Raw genomic sequence first — 1,410 nt, forward strand, 5'->3', positions numbered from 1 at the left:
GGTGGTGTCGTTCCAGTGGGTCAGGATGCGGTGTTGTTCTTCGGGGGTCAGGACGGGGAGGTCGCCGATGGGGGTGTCGGGGGCGGTGAGGGTCGCGGTGGCGAGGTGGGTGAGGAGGTTGGTGTAGTGGGTGGCGAGGCGTTCGACGGTTGCGGGGTCGAACAGGTCGGTGGAGTAGATGAGGTGGGCGGTGTAGTCGTCGTCGTCCTCGCTGATGGTGAGGGTGAGGTCGAACTTGGCGGAGGTGGTCTGGGTGGGGATCTCCTCGATGTCGACGCCGGGTAGGTTCCAGGTGCCGGCGGCGGCGTTCTGCAGGGTGAACATGACCTGGAAAAGGGGGGTGCGGCTGAGGTCGCGTTCGGGGTGGAGTTCTTCGACGAGCTTCTCGAACGGCAGGTCCTGGTGGGCGTAGGCGTCCAGGGCCTGTTCGCGTACCCGCTTGATGAACTCGGAGGCGGTGGGATCGCCTGTCAGGTCGCCGCGCAGGACGAGGGTGTTGACGAAGAAGCCGATCAAGCCCTCGATCTCGGCCCGGTTGCGGTTGGCCACGGGTGTGCCGACCGTGATGTCGTTTTGGCCGCTGTATTTGGCGAGCAGGAGTTGGAAGGCGGCCAGCAGCACCATGAACGCGGAGGCGCCTTCGCGCCGGCATGCCTGCCGCATCGCCCGGACGGCTTCGGCGGGCAGGGTGAAGCCGTGGACGGCTCCGCGTCCCGAGCGCACCGCGGGCCGCGGCCGGTCGGTCGGCAGTTCCAGCACGCCCAGCCCGTCCAGGCGCGAGCGCCAGAACTCCAACTGCTTCTCCAGGACCGGGCCCTGGAGGTAGTCGCGCTGCCAGAGCGCGAAGTCGGCGTACTGCACCGGAAGTTCGGGGAGCACCGGGGCCCTGCCCTCGACCCAGGCCGTGTACAGCTCGCCCAGTTCCCTGGTCAGGACCCCGAACGACCAGCCGTCAGACACGATGTGGTGCATCGTCAGCAGCAGTGTGTGCTCCAAGGGGCCGCGCGTGACCAGCAGGGCCCGCACCAGCGGCGCCGAACCCAGGTCGAACGGCTCCTCGCCCTCACGGGCCAGCACCCGCGCCTCGGCCTCCGCCGCATCCCCGACACCACGGAGGTCGACCCGCTTCAACGGCCACACCGCACAGGGCTCCACCACCTGGACCGGCCGCCCGTCCACCTCACGGAACGACGACCTCAACACCTCGTGCCGCTCCAGCAACCCGCCCAGCGCACCCTCCAGCGCCACCACGTCCAGCCGGCCCGACAACCGCAACGCCACCCTGACCAGGTACTCGCCGCTACCCGGCTCCAACTGGTCCAGGAACCACAGGCGCTGCTGCGCGAACGACACCGGCAACGGCCCCGCATCCCGCACCACGGGACGCACCACCGAACCATCCGCACCCGC

General features: G+C 69.2%; 1 protein-coding gene. It reads right to left on the reverse strand.

The genetic code is table 11. The features are described 5' to 3' along the window. Positions 1-1,392 (reverse strand): condensation domain-containing protein (locus ACFUEL_RS39705; protein WP_380243095.1); only part of this gene is annotated, 1,392 nt, incomplete at its 3' end. Between the last annotated feature and the right edge of the window lie 18 nt (positions 1,393-1,410).

It is taken from the genome of Kitasatospora sp. NPDC057198, assembly GCF_042670125.1.
GTDB lineage: Bacteria > Actinomycetota > Actinomycetes > Streptomycetales > Streptomycetaceae > Kitasatospora.